We start from the raw sequence: 18,497 nt of genomic DNA, 5'->3' as shown, positions 1-18,497 counted from the left end.
GGAATGTGAGTCTGATTCTGCGCTGCTGGCGGCGTCAGCGGCAACGCGCGCAGGCGCTCCGGCGCGCCTGCCGTCAATCTGCATTCATTTGCTGGACGCGGTTCGTTCAGCCCAACGGCCCGGCCTACGAAGCGCGCAGGCGCTCGACGTCGCGCAGCGGCGGTGCGCCGAACATGCGGCTGTATTCGCGGCTGAACTGCGACGGGCTCTCGTAGCCTACGCGGTGCCCTGCGGTGGCCGCGTCCACCACCTCGGCCAGCATCAGCCGGCGCGCTTCCTGCAGGCGCAGCTGTTTCTGGTATTGCAGGGGGCTCATGGTGGTCACCGCCTTGAAGTGGTGATGCAGGGCCGATGGACTCATGTGCACCTGCTCGGCGATGTGATCGATGCGCATCGGTTGCGCATAGTTCTGGCGCAGCCAACCAATCGCCTTGGCCACACGGTGGCCCTGGCTGTCGGGCATGGCGATATGGCGCAGGTTGCCGCCCTGATCGCTGCGTAGCAGGCGGTAATGGATTTCGCGGATCACCAGCGGCGCCAGCATGGCGATGTCCTGCGGTGCATCCAGCAGGCGCACCAGCCGCAGCACGGCATCGAGCAGTTCGGGATCGCAGCGGCTTACCGACAAACCGCGCGACGGCGGTGGCAGCGGCGCCGAGGCTTCCTCGGCCTTGGTGACCAGTGCGGCGATGTCGGCGGGCGGCAACTTCAGCACCAGCGACAGGTAAGGCTCTTCGGGCGTGGCGCGGATCACCTGGCCGGTGATCGGCAGATCCACCGAGGCCACCAGGTAACGGGAGGCGTCGTACTCGTACACGTCTTCGCCGAGCATGGTCTGCTTGCAGCCCTGCACGATCAGGCACAGCGCCGGGTCCTGGATGCCGCGCATCGGCTCACTCGGCGCACTCAGGCGCGCCATCCGCAGGCCTTCGATCGGCATCTCGTGGATGCCGTCGACCACGGTGAATCGTTCAATCAGCTCGGCCAGCTGGGCGCGGCGCATATCCACCAGGCTGTCCATGTCCGTGGCCGGTGCGGGAAGGGGGGAGGGGGCATTCGACATGTCCGGCAGTCTACGCGCGAGGCGCGTCAGCAGAAGGGGCGCAGCGCCTTTCGTGCAGGATCAGGCAATGACCGACGAGGAATGGGCAGGCCGCTGCGGGCGCCGGACCCGACCGGCAACAAAGCATTCCATCGTGCTGTCTTGCCGCCGTCGCAGGTGCGGAGTGAAATGGTCGGCCCTCACCTCCCACGAGTATCCCCCATGGAATATCGCTACCTGGGCGCTTCCGGCTTCCGCGTCCCCGCGCTGAGCTTCGGCACCGGCACCTTTGGCGGGCAAGGCGCCTTGTTCAGTTCATGGGGCCAGACCGACGTGGCCGAGGCCCGTCGCCTGATCGATGTCTGCCTGGACGCCGGCCTGAACCTGTTCGACAGCGCCGACGTGTACTCCAAGGGCGCGGCCGAATCCATCCTCGGCGAGGCCATCAAGGGCAAGCCGCGCGACTCGCTGTTGATCTCCACCAAGGCGACGTTCCGCTTCGACGAAGGCGAGAACAGCGTCGGCTCTTCGCGCTATCACCTGATTAACGCCGTCGATGCCGCGCTCAAGCGCCTGGGCACCGACTACATCGACCTCTTCCAGTTGCATGGCTTCGACGCGCGCACGCCGGTGGAAGAAGTGCTGTCCACCCTCGACAACCTGGTCCGCGCCGGCAAGATCCGTTACCTGGGCGTGTCCAACTTCTCCGGCTGGCACCTGATGAAGTCGCTGGCCGCCGCCGATCGCCATGGCTGGAGCCGTTACGTCGCGCACCAGGCGTATTACTCGCTGGTTGGTCGTGACTACGAGTGGGAACTGATGCCGCTGGCCGCCGACCAGGGCGTGGGTGCGGTGGTCTGGAGTCCGCTGGGCTGGGGTCGCCTGACCGGCAAGATCCGCCGCGGCCAGCCGCTGCCGGAAACCAGCCGCCTGCAATCCTCCACCAGCATCGAGTCCGGCCCGCCGGTGGATCAGGAGCACCTGTACAACGTGGTGGAGGTGCTGGACGAGATTGCCAAAGAGACCGGCAAGAGCGTGCCGCAGATCGCGCTCAACTGGCTGCTGCAGCGCCCGACCGTGTCGACCATCGTGGTCGGCGCGCGCAACGAGGAGCAGCTGAAGCAGAACCTCGGCGCGGTGGGCTGGAACCTGAGTGAAGACCAGGTCGCGCGCCTGGACGCCGCCAGCGCGGTGACCAAGCCGTATCCGTACTGGCACCAGGCCGGCTTCAAGTACCGCAATCCCACGCCGGTCTGATTGACCGTCATCCATGACCGTGCCTCCGCGCAGGCGGAGTCGACTTTTTCCAGGACTGCCATGACCCAGACCATCAAGATCGATTTTGTTTCCGACGTCGTGTGCCCCTGGTGCGCCATCGGCTTGCAGGCGCTGGAACAGGCCATCGCCCGCGTCGGCAGCGAGGTGCAGGTGGAACTGCACTTCCAGCCTTTTGAACTCAATCCGCAGATGGCCGCCGAAGGTGAAGACGTCACCGAGCATCTCACCAAGAAATACGGCATGACCGATGCACAGGCGCGCGAGAACGGCGAGGCGATCCGCCAGCGTGGTGAAGCGCTGGGTTTCCGTTTCGACATGGACCGTCGTCGTCGCATCGTCAACACCTTCGACGCGCATCGGCTGCTGCACTGGGCGGAGTTGGAAGGCCCCGCGCAACAACGCGCGCTCAAGCATGCGCTGTTGACCGCCTACTTCACTGACGGGCGCGATGTCTCGTCGCACGAGGTACTGCTGGACGTCGTGGCGTCGACGGAGCTCAACGCGGATCGCGCACGCGCGATTCTGGCTTCGGACGAATACGCCGAGGCGGTGCGTGCGCAGGAGACCTTCTACCAACAGCAGGGTATCCGTGCGGTGCCGTCGGTGGTGTTCAATGATCGCCACCTGATCCAGGGTGGGCAGCCGGTCGAGACCTTCGAACGCGCGCTGCGGCAGTTGGCGGCTCAATCATGAAAAAAAGTTCATCCACGGGAAAGGCCAGCGAGAGGCGGTCGCGCGCAACCTGAGCCGGCGATGGGAAACACCCACCGGCACGCCCCTCTCACCCGACGGAGAACGATCATGAAGCTACGCACCCCCTTGCTGGCACTCGGCCTGTCCCTGGCCACCGTCAGCGCATTCGCCACCAATCCCCCGCAGTCCAGCGAAGCCACGGCCAAGCCGGCCGTGTCCGCCAAGGTCAAGCCGGCTGACACGGCCGCCAAGGACAAACACGACTGCGCCAAGCGCAACAAGATGGGCCATTGCGAACAGTGGTCCGCCAAGCCCTCCGCGCAGAAGCCGGCCGAGGTCAAGCACTGAGCCGCCGCCCAGGCTGAACCCCTCCCTCCCCGCGTCACGATGACCACGCCGCCGGCCAGGACCGGCGGCGTTACCCTAGGCGCGCACAGCCGGAGTCGTCATGCGCGTCCTGTTGATCGAAGACGATGCCCACACCGCCGCCTTCATCGGCAAGGCCATGAAGGAAGACGGCCACGCACTGGATCGCGCCGACAACGGCAAGGATGGCCTGTTCCTGGCCAGCACCGAAAGCTATGACGTGCTGATCATCGATCGCCTGCTGCCCGGCCTGGATGGATTGACCGTACTGCGCACCCTGCGCGGCGCCGGCAACACCACGCCGGCGATCCTGTTGACCGCGCTGGCCGATGTCGAACACCGTGTCGAAGGCCTGCGCGCCGGCGCCGATGACTACCTGGCCAAACCCTTTGCCTATGCCGAACTGAGCGCCCGCGTGGACAGCGTGCTGCGCCGCGCGCTGCCCACCGGCGAGGGCACGCCCACCGTGCTGAAGGTGGCGGATCTGGAACTGGATCTGCTGGCCCGCCGCGCCACCCGCGCCGGCCGGCGCATCGAGTTGCAGCCACGCGAGTTCCGCCTGCTCGAATACCTAATGCGCCAGGCGGGGCAGGTGGTCACCCGGACCATGCTGCTGGAGGCGGTCTGGGACTACCACTTCGACCCGCAGACCAATGTCATCGATGTGCACATCAGCCGACTGCGGCAGAAGATCGACAGTCATGGCGAGCCGCTGCTGCAGACCGTGCGCGGCGCCGGCTACCGGTTGGCGGGCTAGCGCATGCGCGGGCGCCTGCCATCGACCAGCGTGCGCCTGGCGGCGGTGGTCGGGTTGTCGTTCCTGCTGGGCTTCGCGCTGCTGGGTGGGCTGGTGTACTTCACCGTGTCATCGCTGCTGTATGCCGATGCACGCGAGGTGATCCGGGTCGACGCCGCCGGCCTGGCCGATGTGTATCAGCAAGGCGGCGAGGAAGCACTGATCGCCGAACTGCGCCAGCGCCTGGCGCAACCGGCCGATGCCGACGCGTTGTATGGCTTGCGGCGCTGGCCCGCGGGCGAAAGCCTGGCCGGCAACATCGCGGCCTTGCCACGCCTCACCCGCGCCAAACCCGTGTGGGAACGCCTCCGCGTGCCGGCCGATCCGACCGATGCCAATGCGGGCGCCGACGACGCCAACGTGCCCAGTCTGCTGCTGCGCCAGCGCCTGGGCCCAAACCTGGAATTGATCACCGGCCTGCGCCTGCGCTCGGAGTCCGGCTTCCTGGCGTTGGGCATCCGCACCATCTGGATCGCCTTGCTGCTGGCGGCAGTGCTGGGCGTGCTGCTGGGCGGGGTGATCGCGCGCTGGGTCTCGCATCGGCTGCGCCGGATCGAAGACACCGTGGCGCGGGTGGGTGAAGGCGACATCGATCGACGGGTGATCAGCGATGGCAGCGGCGACGCCTTCGATCTGCTGGCGCTGCGCTTCAATCGCATGCTGGATCGCATCCAGGTGTTGTTGTCGGGCGTGCGCGAAGCCACCGACCATATCGCCCATGACCTGCGCACTCCGCTGACCCGTTTGCGTACCCGGCTGGAAATGCTGCGTGCCGACTCGCCGTCATCCGCCGCGGCGCTGGAACCAGCCATCGCCGAGGTCGATCAGCTGCTGCAATCCTCGCAGGCGCTGTTACGGCTGGCGCGGGTGGAAGCGCAACCGCCAGCCAGCGACGATCCCTTGCGCGACCTGGAACCGCTGGTGCGCGATGCGATGGAGCTGTATGAGCCGATTGCCGCCGAGCGTGGCATCCGCCTGGGCGCGCAGTTGGAGCCCGTGCCGGTGCAAGGCGATGCCGATCAGTTGTTCCAGATGCTGATCAACCTGCTCGACAACGCGGTGAAGTATTCACCCGCGGGGCAGCAGGTCACCGTCAGCCTGGCGCTGGACGCCGGCGGCGCGCGGCTGGAAGTGGCGGATCAGGGCTCGGGTATTCCGGTCGAGGATCGCGAACGGGTCTTCGATCGTTTCCATCGCCTGGAAAAGCACCGCGGTTCGCCCGGCACGGGCCTGGGCTTGAGCCTGGTGCGCGCGATTGTGCTGCGCCATCGTGGCCAGATTCGCTTGGCCGACAACCAGCCCGGACTCAGGGTGGTGGTGTGGCTGCCGCGCGCACGTGGCTAGCGGGGTGAGTCAATCGTGACGGGTCAATCGTGAAATCGTGACGGGTCAGCCGTGACGGGCCAGCACCACGGCTTCGCGTCCGGCCATGTCCATGACCACGGCGGTGGGGATGCCGTGGTGTTCGAACAGCGTCGCCGCCAGCAGCTTGGCATTGTCACGCGCGTCGCTGAGGGAATCGAACGAGGACCGGCCATGCTCGCCCTCATACAACTGCCAGCCCTGGTGCGAGGCGGCGATGGTGAAGAGCAGGCGTGGCATGGGAGGACTCCGCGAGCGGCAACGGCGCATGGCTGCGCGACACCTGCAGAGTGCCCGTTTGCGCCACGCAAAACACTCGGGAGACTCCGCCTTGTCGTGTAGGAAAAACCCTACACGAGCCCTTCACGCGATCCGCTATTTCAGTAGCGGCGCCAACGCCGTCCACACATGATCACGCAGCTTGGGCTGTGCACTGGCGATGGGATGCAGGTTGTCGTCCTGGAAGTTGGCCCGATCGCGGGCGATGGGCTCCAGCAGGAACGGCAGCAGCGCCACCTTGTACTGCCTGGCCAGGTCGCTGTAGTTGGCTTCAAAGCCACGCGTGTAGTCCGGCCCGTAGTTGGGCGGGATGCGCATGCCGATCAGCAGCACCTTGGCCTTGGCTTGCTGCGCGGCGCGGATCATCTTGTCGAGGTTGGCGCGGGTCTGGGTCAGCGACAGGCCACGCAGGCCATCGTTGGCGCCCAGTTCGATCACCACCACCGCCGGCTTGTGCCGCTGCAGTTCGGCGGCGATGCGCGAAGCGCCGCCCGCGGTGGTCTCGCCACTGATGCTGGCATTGACCACCCGCCAGCCGGGTTGGGTCTTGTTGACCCGATCCGCGGTCAGCGCCACCCAGCCCTGCGCAGTCGACAGGCCATAGGCGGCGGACAGCGAATCGCCCATCACCAGCACCGTGCGTGTCGCAGCGGAGGGCGAGGTCGAGGCTTTCGCAGGCGCCTGCGCGAACACCGGCACGGCGGCCGTGAATAGCAGCAAGACCCACGCCATGGCAGAGTGCAGGGACAGCGTGAAGCGTGCGCGGACAGACTGACGCGTGAACGCAGGGCGAGAAGTTTTAAGAAACATTTAAACCCGGCTCCAGAAGATGGAGGACACCAGCATAGAGATGATCATGGCCGATTCCAGCGCAGACCGTATTTCCACCACAGAGACGCTTCAGGTTGAAGGCCTGGGCAAACGCGTGAAGCTGCCCGATGGCGAGCTGACCATCCTGGAGGACATCGGCTTCCGCATCCGTCGTGGCGATACCGTCGCCATCGTCGGCGCCTCGGGTTCCGGCAAGAGCACGCTGCTGTCGTTGCTGGCCGGGCTGGATACGCCGTCCAGCGGTCGCGTGTTGCTGGATGGTGCGCCACTGTCGGAACTGGACGAGGACGGCCGCGCGCGGGTGCGTGGCGAGAAGGTCGGCTTCGTCTTCCAGAGCTTCCAGCTGCTGCCGTCGCTGACCGCCTGGGAAAACGTGATGCTGCCGCTGGAACTGCGCGGCGATGCGCAGGTGGAAGCGCCGGCCCGGCAAATCCTGGAAAAGGTTGGCCTGGGCGAACGCCTGGGCCACTATCCGCGCCAGCTGTCCGGCGGCGAACAACAACGCGTGGCACTGGCGCGCGCCTTTGTCACCGCGCCGTCGCTGCTGTTTGCCGATGAACCCACCGGCAATCTCGACACCCATACCGGCCAGGCGATCATCGACCTGCTGTTTGCGCTCAATGCCGATGCCGGCACCACCCTGGTGCTGGTCACCCACGACGAACACCTGGCCTCCCGCTGCACACGCCTGCTGCGCCTGGACAGCGGCCGCCTGGTCGATCAGGCATGAAGATTCTGCGCATGGCCTGGCGGCAGTTGCGCCGCGATCTGGCCGCCGGCGATATCCGCATCCTGTTCGCCGCGCTGGTACTGGCGGTGGTGGCGGTGACGGCGGTGGGCTTCGTCACCGATCGCGCCGAGCGTGCGCTGGCCATCGAAGCCAATCGCCTGCTCGGCGGCGACGTGGTGATTCGGGGTGATGCCGTGATCGATCCGGCGCTGTTGAAACTGGCCGACGATGCCGGCCTGCAACGCACCGGCACAGTGGAAATGCAGAGCATGATCCGCGTCGGCGAGGAACTGAAACTGGGCGACCTGCGCGCGCTGCAACCTGGCTTCCCGCTACGCGGCAGTTTCCTGATCACCGATGACGGCGGCCACGAGCGCGCCGCCAAGGCGATTCCGGATCCCGGCAACGTGTGGATGAGCCAGGCCGGCGCGGAAACCCTGGGCGCCAAGCTGGGCGATGCCATCGCCATCGGCAACAGCCAGCTGCGGTTGAGCGCGCTGGTGGTGCAGGAACCGGATGCGGCGCTGGACTACTTCAATGTCGCGCCCAAGGTCTTCTTGAATGTCGCCGACCTGCCCGCCACTGGATTGGTGCAGGAAGGCAGCCGCATCCGCTATCGACTGGTGGTCGCCGGCGATGCCGCGGGCGTGGAGCGTTTCACCAACGCCGCACGCGAACAACTCGCACGCGGCCAGCGCCTGGAAACCATCCAGGACGCGCGCCCGGAAATCCGTTCCGGGCTGGATCGCGCCGGGCGTTTCCTCGGTCTGGCCGCACTGGTGTCGGTGGTGCTGGCGGCGGTGGCGGTGGCGATGGCCGCGCGGCGTCATAGCGAGCGGCATTTGTCCGGCACCGCGGTGATGCGTTGCCTCGGCGCGAGCCAGCGCACGCTGGTGGGCGTGCACGTGGGTGAGTTGCTCTTGCTCGGCGTGATCGCCTGCACGGTGGGCGTGCTGATGGCCTTTGGCCTGCAATGGGCGATTGGCGACTGGCTGCAGTCGGCCATGGCCATCTCGATTCCGCCTGCGGGTTGGCTGCCTGCGGTGCAGGGCTATGCCGTGGGCTTGATCGTGCTGCTGGCCTTCGGCGCGCCGCCCGTGCTCGCCTTGCGCCGCGTGCCGGCACTGCGCGTGTTGCGCCGCGATCTGGACAGCACCGAGCCCAGCGCCTGGCTGGTAGCGATCACCGGCTTCGCCGGCCTGGCTGGACTGCTGTGGTGGAAAGCCGGCTCGGCCGCGCTGGGCACGGCCATGCTGGTGGGCATCATCGCCACGCTGGCGGTGCTGGCCGCGCTGGCCTGGCTGCTGATTTTCGCCGTGCGCCGCCTGCGTTCGCGCCTGCGCGGCAGCCTGCGCTACGGCCTGGCCAACGTCAGCCGCCGCGCCGGCACCAGCGTGGCGCAGATCAGCGCCATGGGCCTGGGCTTGATGGCGTTGTTGTTGCTGACCTTCGTGCGCACCGATCTGCTGGATCGCTGGCAGATGGCGCTGGCCGCCGATGCGCCCAACCGCTTCATCATCAACGTGCAGCAGGATCAGCTGGATCCCGTGCGCGACTTCCTGCGCGCGCAGGGCCTGGGCGAGGCGCAGCTGTATCCGATGATTCGCGGCCGGTTGACCGCGCTCAACGGCAAGCCCAGTAGAGCCGAGGACTATGCCGAGGCCGACGAGCAGACCCGCCGTCGCGCCGATCGCGAGTTCAACCTGTCGATGGCCGATCACCTGCGCGAGGACAACACCGTCACCGAAGGCACGTTCTGGGGCGCGCAGCCCACCGCCACCCCGGAACTGTCGGTGGAAGAAGGCTTCGCCGAATCGTTGGGCTGGAAAATCGGCGACAACGTCACCTTCGATATCGCCGGGCAAAGCTTCGAAGGCCGCATCACCAGCCTGCGCAAGGTGGATTGGGAAAGCTTCCGTCCCAACTTCTTCGTCATCGCCTCGCCCGGTGCGTTGGATGGCTACTCGGCCAGCTACATCACCGCGGTCAGCGTGCCGCCGCAGCGCAGCGCGTTTACCCGCGATCTGGTCAATGCCTTTCCCAACCTCTCGGTCATTGATGTAGAGGCGGTGCTCAAGCAGGTGCGCAGCACTGCCGATCAGGTGTCGACCGTGGTGCAGGTGGTGTTCTGGTTCTCGCTCGCCGCTGGCGTGCTGGTGTTGCTGGCCGCCGTCAGCGCCAGCCAGGACGAACGCCTGCTGGAAGGCGGCGTGATGCGCGTGCTCGGCGGCAGCCGTCGCCAGTTGCGGCTGGCGCAGGCATCGGAGTTCGCCGCCATCGGCCTGCTGTCCGGCCTGGTGGCGGCCGTTGCGGCCTCGGTGTTGTCCGGTGTGGTGGCCACGCAGGTGTTCGACCTGCCGTGGCGGGTGAACTGGCAACTGGCCGCCGTGGGCGGCGGCATTGGCCTGATCGCAGCCTTGCTGGCGGGCCTGTTCGCGACGCGGCGCGTGCTGGACGCGCCGCCCTCGGTGACCCTGCGCGAACTGAACTGAGGCGGCAGCGCCTCAGTTCGCCGCCGGCACGCCCGTGATCGCCGGCGGCCGCTTGGGCGTGGCATCGAAGCGGCGTGCATAAGCGCGTTCTTCGATCACACGCTCCACTTCGTCATCGGCCAGGTCCGGTGCGCCGTACACCGCAAACACTGCGCGGCCGCCGTCGCCTTCGCCGACAAAATGCAGCCGGTAGCGCGGATGGCCGCCGCCGCTGTTCTCCGGATAGTGGATGGGCGGGCGACCGTCCTCCAGGTCCACTTCCTTGTTGTCGATGACGCCGCCGACGAACAATGCATGCATGGGAACATCCTCACGTGCTGGGGGAATCGAAAGGCTGCCGCAAGCCATGTTGGCGTCGCGCGAAAGTTGGGCGCATTGCGTGGTAGCGGCTGCTGTGTCGCGGCTGAAGCCCCTCCCACAGAGGCCAGCAAGTGGCACGCATGAAAAATGGGGTGAGCCAGGCTCACCCCTTGATGCAGACCACCTGGCGCAAGGTGTGGACCACCTCGACCAGGTCGCTCTGCGCGGCCATCACCGCGTCAATGGACTTGTACGCGGCCGGTGACTCATCGATGACCCCGCTGTCCTTGCGGCATTCCACGTGCGCGGTGGCCTCGCGGTGCTGCGACAGCGTGATCTGCTGGCGCGCGGCGGTACGGCTCATCACGCGGCCAGCGCCGTGGCTGCAGCTGTGGAAGCTGTCCTCGTTGCCCTTGCCGCGCACGATGTAGCTGCGCGTGCCCATGCTGCCGGGAATGATGCCCAACTCGCCGGCACGTGCGCTGACCGCGCCCTTGCGCGTGACCAGCAGCGACTCGCCTTGATGCTGCTCGCGCTGCACGTAGTTGTGGTGGCAGTTGACCGCCATCTTCTCCAACTGGAACTTCGGCAGGCGGTGGCGCATTTCCGCCAGCACCCGCGCCATCATCGCCTCGCGGTTCTGACGGGCGTAGTCCTGCGCCCACGACACCGCCTCCACGTAGTCATCGAACAGCGGCTCGCCTTCCAGGAAGAACGCCAGGTCCTTGTCCGGCAGGTGGAAGCCCAGCACGCGGTGTTCCAGTTGCTTGCGTGCCTGCTCGATGAAGTAGGTGCCGATCAGGTTGCCGGTGCCGCGCGAACCGCTGTGCAGCATCACCCACACCGCGTCCTGCTCGTCCAGGCAGATTTCGATGAAGTGGTTGCCGCCGCCCAGCGTGCCCAGCTGGTTGGCCATCTTGTCGGTGCGGACGCGGCGGTGCTTGTCCTTGATGGCGTCCAGGCGCTCGACCAGCCCCGACTGCGCCATGCGCGTGTCGATGCTGTCCGGGCGCTTGCGATGCTCGCCGCCGCGGCCATTGCCCACCGGCACACTGCGCTCGATCGAGCTGCGCAGTTGCGCCAGGCTGTCCGGCAGATCCTTGGCGCGCAGGGTAGTGCGCACCGCCGCCATGCCGCAGCCGATATCCACGCCCACCGCCGCCGGAATGATCGCGCCGCGGGTCGGAATGACCGAACCCACCGTGGCGCCCTTGCCCAGGTGCACGTCGGGCATCACCGCCACCCACGGCCCCACGAACGGAATGGCCGCGATGTTGCGCAGTTGTTCATGGGCTTGTGCTTCCAGCGGCACGCCCTGCACCCAGCCCTTGATCGGCGTGGTGCTGCCCTCGGCGTGCAGCAGTTCGAATGAAGTGCTCATACGTTCCTTCCTTGATAGCACGGCCACTGTTGCGCGCCCGTGCGGATTCTCCTGAACCATCGCGGCCGCTTCCCTGCGGCCGCCATGGCTTTACTGCTTGATGGTCACCAGTTGCTTCAGCACGCCCTCCAGGCCGCCGAACACGGTGAGCTTGTCGATCTTCTCGGTCACCTTCTCGAGTGCCTCCAGTTCCTTCAAACGCATCAGGACCGGGCTCTCCTCGATCAGGCGGGCGGTGTTCAACAGCGAGCGGGTGGCGTTGGCTTCTTCACGACGACGGATCACATTGGCCTGGGCGGACTTCTCCGCCTGCACCACGCCGTTGAGGATGTCCTTCATCTCGCCCGGCAGGATCACGTCCTTCACGCCTACGCCCAGCATCTCCACGCCGTAGCCGGTCAACTGGCCACGCGCGTAAGCAAAGATGTCGGCATCCAGCGAGGCCTTGTCGCCCAGCAACTCGTCCAGCGTCTTGGCGGAGACCGCCTTGCGCAGGCCGAACTGCAGTTCGCGGTAGACGTAGTCGCTGATCTTGGCCACCTTGGTACGCGCCACCACGACATCGGTCACGCGCATGCTGGCGGCCAGGTTGACGCGCAACGAGACCTTGTCGCGCGTCAACAGCTCCTGGCCCGACACTTCGATGGACTGCACGCGCAGATCAAAGACTTCCACCGCCACGTTCTTCTGGAAATTCCAGAAGGCGTACGCGCCGGCCGGCAGCACCCGATCCAGCTTGCCGTCGATGAACACCAGACCGGCCGACTCTGCCGGCACATCGGCGACCACCGCCAGCTTGGACAACACGCCGAGCTGACGCAGACGACGCGCCACCGAGGCCTCCACTTCGAGCGAGGCCAGCGAGACCGCCTCCACCTCGACCTTGATCAGACCCTGCCAGTACAGGCGCCGCGTGGCCGGAGCCAGCACGTCCTCGAGCTTGCCGTTCTTGCTGACCAGGCCGACCTGGTCCTCGCCGATATCGACGAGCACGAAGTACGGCGCCAGCTTTCCGCCGAGGCGCTCGATCAGCACATCGGCATCGTTGCCCTGGTACTCCGGGCGGGCGATGTTGTGCACGGCGATTTGCACGCGGTTGAGCGGGTCGAAGAACGTGTACACGCCCGGCAGCAACACCTGCTCGATTTGACGGTTGCGATACACCAGGCCGCGCTCGCCGTCTCCGATCACGACCCTCTTGGTCCAGAACATTGGTCTACTCCTTGTAGTGGATGGGCTCTGGTGATCCGTTCCCTTGGATTTGCACAGGTCGTGGCGGAACGGTTGCCGCGACCTGCGATAAGAAGAAGGTGGAAACGCCCGTGGACAGCCACGAGGCGGGAAATCGGCGCTGGCGAAGGCGAGTCAGTCGGCGGCGTCATGCGTTCCCTGCATGAGCGCAACCGACGCAGGCCTTCGTCAGGGCGCGCGTCCGGCACACGTGGCCGCTGCGTTGCACCTCGCCGCCCTTCCTGGCGAATCGATGTGCAGTGCACCGGGCGTTTCCGGTGTTGGGACTTGCGTCCCGACAGTTCATGACGTGAAAGGTCATGTTTCAGAGCGGGAATCGAACCCGCAACCTTCGGTTGATTAGACCGATGCTCTACCCAATTGAGCTATCCAAAGCGACGAGCCGGAATCGAACCGACCTTATGCCGCCGAAGCGGTGCCCTCTCCAGTGGGCGCTCGTCGTGGTGGAGATGCTTGCTTTCCACGCCTCGGCATACGCCACGGCAAAGCCGCGCGCACCAGATGGGTTGCACCCCATACCGCTGTGACGTGTTCCAAAAGCATCCCCGATTGCGGACTGTCGCCAATCCGCAATGTCGTCAGGCGCAAGGCGCCTTGTTCGTTGTTCCCTTTCCGTGCGCCGCCCGCGTTGGAGCATCACCACGCAGCGCACATGCGCCGGTTGCAGTCGCGCCCCCGCAACGGGCGCGCGCCAGCGCTACCCGGATGCTCCTGGGCGAAGAATGGAGGTCTTCGAATTGAAAGAGACAAAACCTGGTCGATGCATGAGCATCCTTGTGCGAACGCCAGAAACAAAACGCCCCCGGGACTTGCGACCCGAGGGCGTTCGCGTTGCCTCGGGAGATCGGGGTGGCCGATCTCCCAGGGAGAATCGACCGTTAGTGGGGGTACCGCTTGCTTTCGAAGCGCGCATCACACGCGCGCAGATCCGCGCCGCGGGTTGGCCGCAGGGCAAGCAGATTGGCGTGGGTGGCGGGGCGGTTCATTGGAATTCGTTGACTCGAAAAAATGCGGAACAAGGTCCGAAGGCCGCGCACGATACGCGGGTTGTTTTCAGGATGCAACAACTTTTTTACAAAGATTTTGAGGCAGAAGAAACAGTGCCACCGGGTTTTGAAACCCGGCATGCGATGCCGGGTTTCGACGTGCGGTATCAGGCGGGCACAAGATCTTCGCCCCCCTCCTTGAGTGCCTCGGCCAGCTGGCTGCTGAGCAGGTGCAGGCAGCCACTCCACTGTTCGGGCGCGATGATCGGGTCATCGTCGCGGGCGAGGGTCAGCAGGTAGAGCAGGTGCAGCGTTTCCTGCACGGTCCAGAGTTTGTCGCGCGGCGACTCCTTGCCGGGAGTGGGCGCCGGAGGGAAGGGCGGGAGGAAGTGGAAGTTGCCGTCGGTGGATGGCTGAGGCGTGGTGCTTGTAGGATGGAGGCTAGCCATGATTGGTACCTTGCTTACTGGTTGTGGTTAGCGGGCCGTTTGAGGTGCTAGCTCAGACGGTCCGCGCTTTTGCCCTGCAGCTGGGGAATGGAGCGGGGCGCTGCGGGGTGAGATGCCCTGCAGGAAAACCTAGAACCTGTTGGCTGGAAATGCACCTATATCGTGGGTGATTCTTCAGGCGCTTCATTGTTGGTTGTGTTGGAGCAGAGCGAGGGGAGTCGATGGGCATCACTACACAGGCAATCGGAACGCTCACCTTGGATCGCACGGATTCCGCCGGGGAGCCGGGGCGTGAAGTGCGTATAGAGCATCGGCTGATGGCGAAAGCTCCTGATGAAGAGCTTTGGTTTGGATTCGTCCTGACGACGTCGAGTCAGCAGGTGATAAGTCCCGGCGGCGAGAGTCAGGTCGGAGTTGCATTCTTGAACGACGTGGAAGCCAGAGCCACGTTCAAGGCGCGAACGCCCATGCGGTTCGGTGATGGCGTGAGGGTGCGCGGGACTCTGGTGCTTGAAAAATACATCGACTGACTCGCATCGCACGCACGTGAGGGTTCCGGATGGCTATGAAGATCGCCATGAGGTTGGTTTCGGGTGGATGCGCTCTCCTGGCATGCACGACGTGCTCCGGCAGCCGTTCGGAGGATGCCTACTGCAAGGCAGTGCTATCCGGCTCGCCCAGTCTCGGCGTCCCGGTCAAGGATCTTCACGTGTACGGCACCTTGCATCACGGAGTGATGGCGCTGTCCTCGCAGTGCATACGGCCGGTGTTCTACTTTTCAAGCATTGATAACCCTGGAGAGGGAAGTGAAGCCGCTGCGCGCATGACGGCATTCAATCGCGCCATGTTCATGACGCCCTCCAAGTACAGCGGGATGTTCGCGCTTGAAGGGCGGGTCGACGTTCGTCCCGGCGAGAATTTGGTGGTCCTGGTCGATGTGCACGACTTCCATGAGGTCAGCGACGCCGAGACCGACAAGATTCTGGACGCGGTGCATGCAAGCAAGGGCCAGTAGAATGAGAAGGAATGCGCAGGGGCACCGACCGGGAGTCAACCAAAGCAGGATGCTGCTGATGCGCGGCTTACATCTCGAAGGCGCGGGCCTTGCAAACGGAGACGTTAATCCGTGACTCATTATTTTCGGCCGGGAGATTTGGTTTGGGTTCGGGCCGCCCTCGCTGAGGAAAGCAGCCTCGTACCTCATCTCGTTCGGCTGTGCATTGGTTGCGATGTATGTCCTGTTGGTACTCACTGATCCGCGCATTGCGTAACCCATGCGCTGAGCCCTGAAAGTTTCCAAAGGGCGCGGGCACGCAGGGAACGGTAGAATCCCCACCCGCCTCCGGTACCACCCCGATGTCCACCCCCCACCACGACCCCGCCCTCGACGCCCTGCTGCTGCCCTTCAAGCGCGGCGATCTGGCTTGGCCTGCTGCCGGCATCCACTTCCTGCGCGCACGTGACGGCGCGGCGCTGCGGCAGTTCCCGCTCGCCCCGCTGACCTGCGAGCAGAGTTTCAAGCCCGAGGCCGAGGCCCTGCAGCGCGCCGGCCTGCGCGTCTCCGATGGCGTGGATGAGGCATCGCTGGCCAACTCCGCGTCTCTAGTCTTGTTGCTGCCGCCGCGCCAGCGCGAGGAAGCTCGCGCGCTGATGGCGCGCGCCTACGCCGTGCTGGAAGCGGGCGGCACGCTGGTCTGCAGCGTGCCCAATAACGAGGGCGCCAAGAGCTGCGAGCAGGATCTGGCTGGGTTGGCCGGACTGAGCGGCAGCCTCACCAAATTCCATTGCCGGGTGTTCTGGACCACGCGCGGGGCGAATCCGGTGGATGCGGACCGCCTGGCGAAGTGGCAGGCGCTGGATGCGCCGCGTCGCATCCTGGGTGGGCAGTACCTCAGCCGACCCGGTGTATTCGCCTGGGATCGCGTGGATGCGGCCTCGGCGCTGCTGGTCGAGCACCTGCCCACGGACCTGAAAGGCGAGGCGGCGGATCTCGGCGCCGGCTATGGCTACCTGTCGCGCGAGCTGCTCACGCGCTGCCCGGGCATCACCCGCCTGGATGCCTACGAAGCCGAGGCGCGTGCGCTGGCCTTGGCGCGCATCAATCTGGAAGACGCCCGCGTGCCCGTGACGTTCCATTGGCACGACGTCTGCGCCGGCATCAGCGCGCGCTACGACGTGATCATCACCAACCCGCCCTTCCACGCACAGGGCCGCGGTGATCGCCCGGATATCGGCCAGCAGTTCATCCGCGTGGCGGCGGAAGCCCTGAAGCCCGGTGGCCGCTTGTGGCTGGTCGCCAACCGCCACCTGCCTTACGAGCACGTGCTGGATGGTCGCTTCGCCAGCGTGCGCGAAGTGGCCGCGCGCGAAGGTTTCAAGGTTGTCGAAGCGGTGAAGAGCGCACGCCGATGAAAATCGTCAAGCACCTGGCCAACCTGGGTTACGGCAGCCGCAAGCAGGTGGCGATGATGTTCCGCGAAGGTCGCGTGACCGATGCCGAAGGCGAGGTGCTGTACGCCGACGATCCGGTGGACCACGACAACATCCGAGTTGATGGCGAACCGCTGGACGCCGCGCCCGGCCTGCTGCTGATGCTCAACAAGCCGACTGGCTACACCTGCTCCACCAAGGACATCGGCCGGCTCATCTACGATCTGTTGCCGCCGCGTTATCGGCTGCGTTCGCCGGTGTTGTCCAGCGTCGGCCGGCTGGATCGCGATACCTCCGGCCTGCTGCTGATGACCGATGACGGTGGCTTGCTGCACCGGATCATCTCGCCGCGCGCACAGCTGCCCAAAATCTACGAAGCCGAGCTGGCCCATGACCTGCGCGGCGACGAGGTGGCACTGTTCGCCAGCGGCACGCTGATGCTGGAATCGGAAACCACGCCGCTGGCCCCGGCCGGGCTGGAGATTGTCGATGCGCGCCATGCCCGCATCACCCTGATCGAAGGTCGCTATCACCAGGTGCGAAGGATGTTCGCCGCCGTCGGCAATCACGTGAACACCCTGCATCGCAGCCGGATGGGCGGGATCGCGCTGGGCGATTTGCCGTCCGGTCAATGGCGCGCGTTGAACAATGCGGATCAGCAGCTGCTGTTCCGCACCGACATCAGCTGAGTGGCGCCGACGTTGCGCGATTGAGCCAGCCACCGGCATACGGAACTTTCCTACATCCACGCGCGGAGTCGCCTGATATCCGCGCCCAGGCCGGCAGCGCATCCTGTCGGCATGAACCCTTCAGTACACGATTGCAGTGGGCGCGAGTACGCGCCGCTTTACATGGGCCGCTACGCGGTGGAAGGCCAGGTCTATCTGGTCAGCTTTTCCACGGCAGGCAAGCGCAGCTTGTTCTGTGACTACCTCACCGCCTCCACGGTCTGCCGGTGCATCGTGGATCCGCGTCTGTGGTATCGCTCGCGGTTGCTGGGCTGGATGTTGATGCCCACGAGCTGGCATGGGCTGATCCGGGTGGCGCACTTCGATGACCTGGCCATTCTGGTCCAGCGCATCAAGACCCACACCACGCGGGGCTTGCGCCGCGAGCGCCCGGGCCTGGGGCGCATCTGGGAGACCGGTTTCGAAGATCGCCAGTTGAAGACCGAGCACGAGCTGCTACGGACGGCGCGCAGCGTGATGGCGCAGCCGGTCCGTGCCGGCATCGTGGCGCAGGCAGGTGACTATCCGTATTGGAATGCCGAATGGCTGTGAAACCCCGCTCAGTGTTCGAACAACGCCCGCCAGCCGGCATGGCCCAGGCGTTCGAGCGTCTGCAGGTTGCGCTCCACGATCACGTCTGGATCCGGGAACGCCGCCACCGCGCGCTCGACACTGTCTTCGCGCAGCAGATGCAGGGTGGGGTAGGGTGAACGGTTGGTGTAGTGGCCGATGTCGTCGGCCGCGGCGCCGGCAAACTGGTAATCCGGATGGAAGCTGGCCACCTGCAGGATGCCTTGCAGGTCCAGCGCCTCTACTGCGGCGTCGGCATTGTCGAGGAAGTCGTTGTAGTCCAGGAAATCGGTCAGCACATCCGGGTGGATGATCAAGGTGGTGTCGATCTGCTCCGGGTCGGTGTCGCGCAGCAGCACCAGTTCTTCCACCAGTTGCTCAAGCAGGGCTTCGGAGGTGCTGGCGTCGCTGAGGACGAAGCGGACTTGCTCCTTCACGTATACCGCCTTGGCGAACGGGCACAGATTCAGGCCAATCACCGCGCGTTCGATCCAGCGGCGGGTGTCGGCCACGGGATCGTGCAGGTCGCCGGA

Annotated in this window: 20 protein-coding genes and 2 tRNA genes; 12 read left to right on the top strand and 10 right to left on the bottom strand. The window is 65.7% G+C overall.

The annotated features are described in order from the left end of the window. Positions 1–124: 124 nt before the first annotated feature. Positions 125–1,063 carry an AraC family transcriptional regulator gene (locus B5X78_RS07100; RefSeq protein WP_139381437.1) on the bottom strand — a complete coding sequence of 313 codons (939 nt, stop codon included), beginning with the start codon at positions 1,061–1,063 and terminating at the stop codon, positions 125–127. Positions 1,064–1,264: 201 nt separating this feature from the next. Between B5X78_RS07100 and B5X78_RS07095 the strand changes: the two genes are divergently transcribed. The 5 genes from B5X78_RS07095 (at position 1,265) to B5X78_RS07075 (ending at position 5,519) form a co-directional block, all read left to right on the top strand. Beyond that, positions 1,265–2,299 carry an aldo/keto reductase gene (locus tag B5X78_RS07095; protein WP_079723722.1) on the top strand — a complete coding sequence of 345 codons (1,035 nt, stop codon included), beginning with the start codon at positions 1,265–1,267 and terminating at the stop codon, positions 2,297–2,299. A gap of 60 nt (positions 2,300–2,359) precedes the next feature. Next, on the top strand, positions 2,360–3,013 hold the full coding sequence (locus tag B5X78_RS07090; protein WP_079723721.1) for a DsbA family oxidoreductase: 654 nt from the start codon (positions 2,360–2,362) through the stop codon (positions 3,011–3,013). Between the two features lie 108 nt (positions 3,014–3,121). Beyond that, a complete protein-coding gene (locus B5X78_RS07085; protein WP_139381436.1) occupies positions 3,122–3,361 on the top strand; it encodes a hypothetical protein in 240 nt (79 codons plus the stop codon). Positions 3,362–3,461: 100 nt separating this feature from the next. Then, positions 3,462–4,136 carry a response regulator transcription factor gene (locus B5X78_RS07080; RefSeq protein WP_079723719.1) on the top strand — a complete coding sequence of 225 codons (675 nt, stop codon included), beginning with the start codon at positions 3,462–3,464 and terminating at the stop codon, positions 4,134–4,136. A gap of 3 nt (positions 4,137–4,139) precedes the next feature. Continuing rightward, positions 4,140–5,519, top strand: coding sequence for a sensor histidine kinase (locus B5X78_RS07075; protein ID WP_079723718.1), 1,380 nt, complete (start codon positions 4,140–4,142; stop codon positions 5,517–5,519). Between the two features lie 45 nt (positions 5,520–5,564). Here B5X78_RS07075 and B5X78_RS07070 read toward each other — a convergent pair whose 3' ends face one another. After that, positions 5,565–5,777, bottom strand: coding sequence for a hypothetical protein (locus tag B5X78_RS07070; RefSeq protein WP_079723717.1), 213 nt, complete (start codon positions 5,775–5,777; stop codon positions 5,565–5,567). A gap of 135 nt (positions 5,778–5,912) precedes the next feature. Next, a complete protein-coding gene (locus B5X78_RS07065; protein ID WP_280522563.1) occupies positions 5,913–6,536 on the bottom strand; it encodes an arylesterase in 624 nt (207 codons plus the stop codon). Between the two features lie 136 nt (positions 6,537–6,672). Between B5X78_RS07065 and B5X78_RS07060 the strand changes: the two genes are divergently transcribed. After that, entirely contained in the window at positions 6,673–7,377 is a 705-nt protein-coding gene (locus tag B5X78_RS07060; RefSeq protein ID WP_079724462.1) for an ABC transporter ATP-binding protein, read from the top strand. Further along, entirely contained in the window at positions 7,374–9,869 is a 2,496-nt protein-coding gene (locus B5X78_RS07055) for an ABC transporter permease (RefSeq protein ID WP_079723715.1), read from the top strand. Before B5X78_RS07060 ends, B5X78_RS07055 begins: the two co-directional genes overlap by 4 nt. Positions 9,870–9,881: 12 nt before the next feature. Here B5X78_RS07055 and B5X78_RS07050 read toward each other — a convergent pair whose 3' ends face one another. The 6 genes from B5X78_RS07050 to B5X78_RS07030 form a co-directional block, all read right to left on the bottom strand. Continuing rightward, entirely contained in the window at positions 9,882–10,169 is a 288-nt protein-coding gene (locus tag B5X78_RS07050) for a hypothetical protein (protein WP_079723714.1), read from the bottom strand. Positions 10,170–10,332: 163 nt separating this feature from the next. Continuing rightward, entirely contained in the window at positions 10,333–11,550 is a 1,218-nt protein-coding gene (locus tag B5X78_RS07045; protein ID WP_079723713.1) for an RtcB family protein, read from the bottom strand. 90 nt (positions 11,551–11,640) lie between these two features. Then, positions 11,641–12,762 (bottom strand): slipin family protein, encoded by a 1,122-nt coding sequence (locus tag B5X78_RS07040; protein WP_079723712.1) that lies wholly within the window; start codon positions 12,760–12,762, stop codon positions 11,641–11,643. 342 nt (positions 12,763–13,104) lie between these two features. After that, positions 13,105–13,171, bottom strand: a tRNA-Ile gene (locus B5X78_RS07035). A gap of 3 nt (positions 13,172–13,174) precedes the next feature. Further along, positions 13,175–13,242: transfer RNA gene (locus B5X78_RS18610), tRNA-OTHER, on the bottom strand. 712 nt (positions 13,243–13,954) lie between these two features. Further along, entirely contained in the window at positions 13,955–14,236 is a 282-nt protein-coding gene (locus B5X78_RS07030; protein WP_079723711.1) for a hypothetical protein, read from the bottom strand. 221 nt (positions 14,237–14,457) lie between these two features. On the opposite strand from B5X78_RS07030, the gene B5X78_RS07025 reads away from it, so the two are divergent. The 5 genes from B5X78_RS07025 (at position 14,458) to B5X78_RS07005 (ending at position 17,946) form a co-directional block, all read left to right on the top strand. Continuing rightward, positions 14,458–14,766 (top strand): hypothetical protein, encoded by a 309-nt coding sequence (locus tag B5X78_RS07025; RefSeq protein ID WP_079723710.1) that lies wholly within the window; start codon positions 14,458–14,460, stop codon positions 14,764–14,766. Positions 14,767–14,801: 35 nt separating this feature from the next. After that, positions 14,802–15,251, top strand: coding sequence for a hypothetical protein (locus B5X78_RS07020; RefSeq protein ID WP_217698643.1), 450 nt, complete (start codon positions 14,802–14,804; stop codon positions 15,249–15,251). 341 nt (positions 15,252–15,592) lie between these two features. Beyond that, positions 15,593–16,648, top strand: a complete 1,056-nt coding sequence (locus tag B5X78_RS07015; RefSeq protein WP_079723708.1) for a class I SAM-dependent methyltransferase — start codon at positions 15,593–15,595, stop codon at positions 16,646–16,648. Beyond that, a complete protein-coding gene (locus B5X78_RS07010) occupies positions 16,645–17,355 on the top strand; it encodes a pseudouridine synthase (RefSeq protein ID WP_079723707.1) in 711 nt (236 codons plus the stop codon). The genes B5X78_RS07015 and B5X78_RS07010 overlap by 4 nt, the downstream gene beginning before the upstream one ends. A 111-nt stretch (positions 17,356–17,466) precedes the next feature. Continuing rightward, positions 17,467–17,946 (top strand): REP-associated tyrosine transposase, encoded by a 480-nt coding sequence (locus B5X78_RS07005; protein ID WP_139381434.1) that lies wholly within the window; start codon positions 17,467–17,469, stop codon positions 17,944–17,946. An 8-nt stretch (positions 17,947–17,954) separates the two neighbouring features. On the opposite strand, the gene B5X78_RS07000 is transcribed toward B5X78_RS07005, so the two are convergent. Then, a complete protein-coding gene (locus B5X78_RS07000; protein WP_079724461.1) occupies positions 17,955–18,488 on the bottom strand; it encodes a DUF1415 domain-containing protein in 534 nt (177 codons plus the stop codon). Positions 18,489–18,497: the final 9 nt, after the last annotated feature.

Source organism: Pseudoxanthomonas indica (assembly GCF_900167565.1).
Classification (GTDB): Bacteria; Pseudomonadota; Gammaproteobacteria; order Xanthomonadales; family Xanthomonadaceae; genus Pseudoxanthomonas_A; species Pseudoxanthomonas_A indica.
This window is presented reverse-complemented; position numbering and strand designations above follow the sequence as displayed.

What these genes read in the sequence shown, in the direction of transcription:
- B5X78_RS07100 (WP_139381437.1), bottom strand. Translation starts at nt 1,063, where the DNA reads ATGTCGAATGCCCCCTCCCCCCTTCCCGCACCGGCCACGGACATGGAC.
- B5X78_RS07095 (WP_079723722.1), top strand. Translation starts at nt 1,265, where the DNA reads ATGGAATATCGCTACCTGGGCGCTTCCGGCTTCCGCGTCCCCGCGCTG.
- B5X78_RS07090 (WP_079723721.1), top strand. Translation starts at nt 2,360, where the DNA reads ATGACCCAGACCATCAAGATCGATTTTGTTTCCGACGTCGTGTGCCCC.
- B5X78_RS07085 (WP_139381436.1), top strand. Translation starts at nt 3,122, where the DNA reads ATGAAGCTACGCACCCCCTTGCTGGCACTCGGCCTGTCCCTGGCCACC.
- B5X78_RS07080 (WP_079723719.1), top strand. Translation starts at nt 3,462, where the DNA reads ATGCGCGTCCTGTTGATCGAAGACGATGCCCACACCGCCGCCTTCATC.
- B5X78_RS07075 (WP_079723718.1), top strand. Translation starts at nt 4,140, where the DNA reads ATGCGCGGGCGCCTGCCATCGACCAGCGTGCGCCTGGCGGCGGTGGTC.
- B5X78_RS07070 (WP_079723717.1), bottom strand. Translation starts at nt 5,777, where the DNA reads ATGCCACGCCTGCTCTTCACCATCGCCGCCTCGCACCAGGGCTGGCAG.
- B5X78_RS07060 (WP_079724462.1), top strand. Translation starts at nt 6,673, where the DNA reads ATGGCCGATTCCAGCGCAGACCGTATTTCCACCACAGAGACGCTTCAG.
- B5X78_RS07055 (WP_079723715.1), top strand. Translation starts at nt 7,374, where the DNA reads ATGAAGATTCTGCGCATGGCCTGGCGGCAGTTGCGCCGCGATCTGGCC.
- B5X78_RS07050 (WP_079723714.1), bottom strand. Translation starts at nt 10,169, where the DNA reads ATGCATGCATTGTTCGTCGGCGGCGTCATCGACAACAAGGAAGTGGAC.
- B5X78_RS07045 (WP_079723713.1), bottom strand. Translation starts at nt 11,550, where the DNA reads ATGAGCACTTCATTCGAACTGCTGCACGCCGAGGGCAGCACCACGCCG.
- B5X78_RS07040 (WP_079723712.1), bottom strand. Translation starts at nt 12,762, where the DNA reads ATGTTCTGGACCAAGAGGGTCGTGATCGGAGACGGCGAGCGCGGCCTG.
- B5X78_RS07030 (WP_079723711.1), bottom strand. Translation starts at nt 14,236, where the DNA reads ATGGCTAGCCTCCATCCTACAAGCACCACGCCTCAGCCATCCACCGAC.
- B5X78_RS07025 (WP_079723710.1), top strand. Translation starts at nt 14,458, where the DNA reads ATGGGCATCACTACACAGGCAATCGGAACGCTCACCTTGGATCGCACG.
- B5X78_RS07020 (WP_217698643.1), top strand. Translation starts at nt 14,802, where the DNA reads ATGAAGATCGCCATGAGGTTGGTTTCGGGTGGATGCGCTCTCCTGGCA.
- B5X78_RS07015 (WP_079723708.1), top strand. Translation starts at nt 15,593, where the DNA reads ATGTCCACCCCCCACCACGACCCCGCCCTCGACGCCCTGCTGCTGCCC.
- B5X78_RS07010 (WP_079723707.1), top strand. Translation starts at nt 16,645, where the DNA reads ATGAAAATCGTCAAGCACCTGGCCAACCTGGGTTACGGCAGCCGCAAG.
- B5X78_RS07005 (WP_139381434.1), top strand. Translation starts at nt 17,467, where the DNA reads ATGAACCCTTCAGTACACGATTGCAGTGGGCGCGAGTACGCGCCGCTT.